Origin of the sequence: Bradyrhizobium sp. (genome assembly GCF_049581145.1) — a bacterium.
In the GTDB taxonomy this organism is placed as follows: domain Bacteria; phylum Pseudomonadota; class Alphaproteobacteria; order Rhizobiales; family Xanthobacteraceae; genus Bradyrhizobium.
The window spans coordinates 1-5,305 of sequence record NZ_JBAURI010000908.1 but is presented as its reverse complement, the minus strand read 5'-3'; the positions used below and the strand labels follow the sequence as shown (position 1 = coordinate 5,305).

The window sequence follows — 5,305 nt, the reverse complement described above, 5'->3', positions numbered from 1 at the left end:
GTGGTCTGCACCTTGCGCGAGACGATGGTGACCTTGGAGCCGACCAGCGCGTTGACGAGGGTCGACTTGCCGACGTTGGGAGCGCCGATCAGCGCGACGAAGCCGCAGCGCGTCTTGACCTCGGCGGCGGCTTCGCCCGGTTCATCCGTCATTGCTGCCGCCGCCGACGCCTTCGCGCGCGATCATCACGGATGCCGCGACCTTCTCGGCCGCGCGCTTGCTGCCGCCTATTCCCTCGGCCGGATCGAGCCCCGGCAGATCTACCGCGACCCGGAACTGCGGATCGTGATGCGGCCCGGTGCGCTCGACCTCGCGATAGACCGGGGTCGGCAGGCCCTTGCCCTGCGCCCATTCCTGCAGCACGGTTTTGGGATCGCGCAACGGCCGCCGCGGCTTCTGCATCCGCTCGGTCCAGTTGCGCTCGACGAAGGCGGCCGCGGCCACATAGCCGCCGTCGATGAACACCGCGCCGATCACCGCCTCGCAGATGTCGCCAAGCACCGATTTGCGCAGGCGCGCGCTGGCGCTGGCCCCGACCGCGCCGAGCTTGATGTCGTCGGTCAACCCCAGCGACTTGGCGACCTCGGCGCAGCTTTCCTTGCGGACGAGGTCGGCCAGCCGCTTCGACAGCTCGCCCTCGTCGGCATTCGGAAACGCGCGATAGAGCATGTCGGACACGATCAGGCCGAGCACGTGATCGCCGAGAAATTCCAGCCGCTGATAGCTCTCGCCGCGCTTGCGCGAGGGCTTCAGGGCCGAGACATGCGTGATCGCCGTCATCAGCAGGCCGGGCTCGGAGAACTTGTGCCCGACGCGCGCCTCGATCGCGGCGGTCGCCGCCTTGGTCCCCGCCCTGCTGCGCTTCTTCTTTGCCGCTACGCCCTCGTGACCAGGTTCAAGCGGGTAGCTTGCTTGGCCTGCTATGGGCGCGGTCTGGATGTCAGGGGTGTCGTCGCTCATCGCACAAATGTGAACAGGCGATTCCAGCGTACCGCCGTCGGCCAGCGCCAGATCGTCCAGACATGTTCGCCCTCGGCAATGGAGAAAAAGATCATCTGGGCGCGGCCCACGACGTTCTCGAGCGGCACGTAACCGACCGCCGAGAGCACCCGGCTGTCGGTCGAATTGTCCCGGTTGTCGCCCATCATGAACAGATTGCCGGGCGGTACGGTATAGACATTGGTGTTGTCGTAGAAGCCGTTGTCGACGCAATCCAGGGTGTCGTAGCTGACACCGTTCGGCAGGGTTTCCCGCCAGCGCTTGACCCGCGTGGTCGCCTCCGACCCACAAGGGTCCTCGCCGATGAAATCGCTCAGCCGCTCGCGCTGCACCGGCACGTCGTTGATGTAGAGCAGCCCGTCGCGCATCTGGATGCGGTCGCCGGGCAGCCCGATCACCCGCTTGATGTAGTCGGTGGTGTCGTCCTTCGGCAGCCGGAACACGATGACGTCGCCGCGATTGGGCTCCGAGCCGAAGATGCGGCCGGAAAACAGCGGCGGCGACAGCGGAATCGAATAATGGCTGTAACCGTAGGAATATTTGGACACGAACAGGTAGTCACCGACCAGCAGCGTCGCCTTCATCGATCCCGACGGAATGTTGAAGGGCTGGAACAGGAAGGTGCGGATCACGAGCGCGATCAGAAGGGCGTGGATGACGACACGGACGGTCTCGCCCGAGCCGCTCTCGAATTTTGTCCCGGATGTCACGCTCATCGCTTTCCAGTTCTCCGTCACGACCGCCCGCGCGGTGGCAGACCACCTTCGTCACGCGAATCGGTTTGCTTCGCGGCTTTAGGGAATCTGTCCTGATTCTGATAGTGAGAGCCAAACCCCGGCGCAAACCCGAAATTCACTCTGCAGCGGTTTTAGACGTTTGTTCGCTTCCGTGCAATAAACGGCCGCATCAAAACTTCACAACCAACTGATATATTTAGCCTTTTTAGTTTGACCGCGCCGTGGCCCGCTTCACCCGAGGATGGCTCATGATTTGCCGACACTGACCGCCGAAATTATGACGAAAGCCTGCGCAAGCGGCCAATCATCCGTTATCGACAGATCGATCCTGGCCTCAAACCCTTCCGGCGTCAGCGCTTTGAGCCGGTCCCGCGCCCCGCCGGTCAGTTCCATGGTCGGACGGCCTCCGGGCAGGTTGACCACGCCCATGTCCCGCCACCAGACGCCGCGCCGGATCCCGGTGCCGAGCGCCTTGGAGCAGGCTTCCTTGGCCGCGAATCGCTTGGCATAGGTCGCAACCACCATCTTCTCATTCTTGCTGCGGCGGCCGGCCTTGGCGCGCTCGGCCTCGGTGAAGATTCGATCGAGAAAACGCTCGCCGTGCCGCTCGATCACCTGGGCGATGCGGCGGATGTCGATCAGGTCGGAGCCGATGCCAATGATCATGTGCGAATCATGCCCGGCTGCGGCCCCGATCCATCGCAGCGCGCATCGCGCGAACGGTCTCGGCCAGGCCAACGAAGATCGCCTCGCCGATCATGGAATAGCCGATGTTGAGCTCGAAGATCTCGGGCAACGCCGCAATCCGCTCGGCGGTCGCATAATCGAGGCCGTGGCCGGCGTGGACTTCGAGCCCGGCCGAGCGCGCGAGCCTGGCGCCCGCCACGATGCGCTGCCATTCGGCCTCAGCCTTGGCCGCGTGCCCGTCCACCACCGCGTCGCACCAGGCGCCGGTGTGGATCTCGATCACGGGCGCCTTCAGTTCGGCTGCCATTTCGATCTGCCGCGAATCCGCGGCGATGAACAGCGAGACCCTGATGCCGGCATCGTTCAGCCTGGCGATGAACGGGGCCAGCGCATCGCGCTGGCCGACCACGTCGAGACCGCCCTCGGTGGTCAATTCCCGGCGCCGCTCGGGCACCAGGCAGACCGCATGGGGTTGGGTGGCGAGCGAGATCTTCAGCATGTCCGCGGTCGCGGCCATCTCGAAATTCAAAGGTTTCGAGATTTCGGCCTTCAGCCGCGCCATGTCCTGGTCGCGGATATGGCGGCGGTCTTCACGCAGATGAGCGGTGATGCCGTCGGCGCCGGCCTCGATCGCAAGCAGCGCGGCGCGCACCGGATCGGGATTACGGCCGCCCCGCGCGTTGCGCAGGGTCGCGACGTGGTCGACATTGACGCCGAGGCGCAGCGGCGGAGCTTCTGGCATGGCGAACCCTACCCGTTGACGCGCTCGACCTTGGCGACGACCGCCTTGGCGCGGAGCTGGGCGATGATGGCGCTGAGATGCTTGAGGTCGTAGACCTCGAGATCGATGGTCAGCTCGGTGAAATCCGGCGAGCGGCGCCACATGCTGATATTGTCGATATTGCCGTCGTGCTCGGCGATCACGGTCGCGACCTGGGCGAGGCTGCCCGGCTCGTTGACATTGTGCACCATGATTCGGGCCGGAAAGCGTTGCGGCGTATTCTCGTCGACGTCCCAGCGCACGTCGAGCCAGCGCTCCGGCTCTTCCTCGAAATCCTTCAAGGCCGGCGACTGGATCGGATAGATCGTGATGCCCTCGCCCGGCGTCACGATGCCGACGATCCGGTCGCCCGGCACCGCGCCGCCGGCAGGCGCGAACTTGACCGGCAGCCCGGAATTGATGCCCCGGATCGGGATCGCTGACGAATTGCGCACGGCTTCCGGCGGCGATTTCAGCTTCAGCTTGACCGCAAGGCTCTTCTTGGCGCCGTAGCGCGCGGTGCGTTCTTCCTTGTAGTCGGGATACATCGCGCGCGCGACGTCGCTCGCCTTCATCTCGCCGCGCCCGACCGCGGCCATCACATCGTCGATCGAGGCGCGCGCCAGGCGGGGCAGCGCGCCCTTCAGCTTGTCATCGGCATAATCGAGCTTGGCGCGCTCGAATAGCCGTTCGACGATGCGCCGGCCGAGCCCGGCATATTGGTCGCGCACGGCGGTGCGGGTGGCGCGACGGATCGCTGCCCGGGCCTTGCCCGTGATCGCCAGCGACTCCCACGCCGACGGCGGCGCCGACTGCGCCTCCGAGGTCAGCACCTCGACTTCGTCGCCGTTCTGCAATTCCGACGACAACGGCGCGAACTTGCCGTTGATCTTGCAGCCTACCGCGCTGTTGCCGACATCGGTGTGCACGGCATAGGCAAAGTCGATCACATTGGCGTGGCGCGGCAGCGCGATCAGCTTGCCCTTGGGCGTGAAGCAGAACACCTGGTCGTGGAACAGTTCGAGCTTGGTGTGCTCGAGGAACTCTTCCGGATTGGAGCTTTCCGACAGGATGCCGATGGTTCGGCGCAGCCACGCAAACGCGTTGGACTCGTGCTTGAGCCGCTCGGTCGGCGACCCCGTGCCTTCCTTGTAGAAGGCGTGGGCGGCGATGCCGAGCTCCGCGATCTGGTGCATGTCCTCGGTGCGAATCTGCAGTTCGACGCGCTGGTTGCCGGGCCCGATCACGGTGGTGTGGATCGAACGGTAATCGTTCTGCTTCGGCGTCGAGATGTAGTCCTTGAAGCGGCCGGGCACCACCGGCCAGGTCGTATGCACGACGCCGAGCGCGCGGTAGCAGGCCTCGACGTCGGCCATGACGACCCGGAAGCCGAAAATATCCGACAATTGCTCGAAGCCGACCGATTTGCGCTCCATCTTGGTCCAGATCGAAAACGGCTGCTTGCGCCGGCCATAGACCCGCGCGGTCAGGCCGTTGTTGCGCAGGTTCTTGGAGAGCTGGCTCTCGATTTCGCCGATCAGATTGCGGTTGCGCTCGGCCAGCGTATCGAGGCGATGCATCACCACCTGGTAGGCCTCCGGATCGAGCGAGCGGAACGACAGATCCTCGAGCTCCTCGCGCATGTCCTGCATGCCCATGCGTCCGGCCAGCGGCGCGTAGATGTCGAGCGTCTCCTCGGCGATCCGTTGCCGCGAGGCCGGCGGCACGAACTCCAGCGTCCGCATATTGTGCAACCTGTCGGCAAGCTTGATCAGGAGGACCCGCACGTCGTCGGCGATCGCCAGCAGCAGCTTGCGCAAATTCTCGGCCTGCTTGGCCTCGCGCGACACCAGTTCCAACCGCTTCAGCTTGGTCAGGCCCTCGACCAGCGCGCCGATCTCGGGTCCGAAGATCTGGTCGATCTCGGCCCGCGTCGCCTCGGTGTCCTCGATGGTGTCGTGCAGCAGCGCCGCGACGATGGTGGCGTCGTCGAGCTTGAGGTCGGTGAGGATCGCGGCGACCTCGAGCGGGTGCGAGAAATAGGGATCGCCGGAGGCGCGGGTCTGCGAGCCGTGCGCCTTCATGGCATAGACATAGGCGCGGTTCAGCAGATCCTCGTTGG

The 5,305-nt window shown here is 65.1% G+C and carries 6 protein-coding genes; all 6 read right to left on the bottom strand.

The features are described from left to right. A partial coding sequence (locus WCB02_RS29785) for a GTPase (RefSeq protein WP_423963547.1) occupies positions 1-152 on the bottom strand: 152 nt, incomplete at its 3' end. Further along, positions 142-960, bottom strand: coding sequence for a ribonuclease III (gene rnc, locus WCB02_RS29780; RefSeq protein WP_423963545.1), 819 nt, complete (start codon positions 958-960; stop codon positions 142-144). The genes rnc and WCB02_RS29785, both read right to left, overlap by 11 nt. Beyond that, positions 957-1,715, bottom strand: a complete 759-nt coding sequence (lepB, locus tag WCB02_RS29775) for a signal peptidase I (RefSeq protein WP_423963542.1) — start codon at positions 1,713-1,715, stop codon at positions 957-959. Before lepB ends, rnc begins: the two co-directional genes overlap by 4 nt. Positions 1,716-1,982: 267 nt before the next feature. After that, positions 1,983-2,402 carry a holo-ACP synthase gene (gene acpS, locus WCB02_RS29770; RefSeq protein WP_423963539.1) on the bottom strand — a complete coding sequence of 140 codons (420 nt, stop codon included), beginning with the start codon at positions 2,400-2,402 and terminating at the stop codon, positions 1,983-1,985. Between the two features lie 7 nt (positions 2,403-2,409). Next, the gene (locus tag WCB02_RS29765; protein WP_423963537.1) at positions 2,410-3,165 is read right to left on the bottom strand and encodes a pyridoxine 5'-phosphate synthase; all 756 of its coding nucleotides are present in this window, start codon (positions 3,163-3,165) and stop codon (positions 2,410-2,412) included. Between the two features lie 8 nt (positions 3,166-3,173). Continuing rightward, positions 3,174-5,305 (bottom strand): RelA/SpoT family protein (locus WCB02_RS29760; protein ID WP_423963535.1); only part of this gene is annotated, 2,132 nt, incomplete at its 5' end.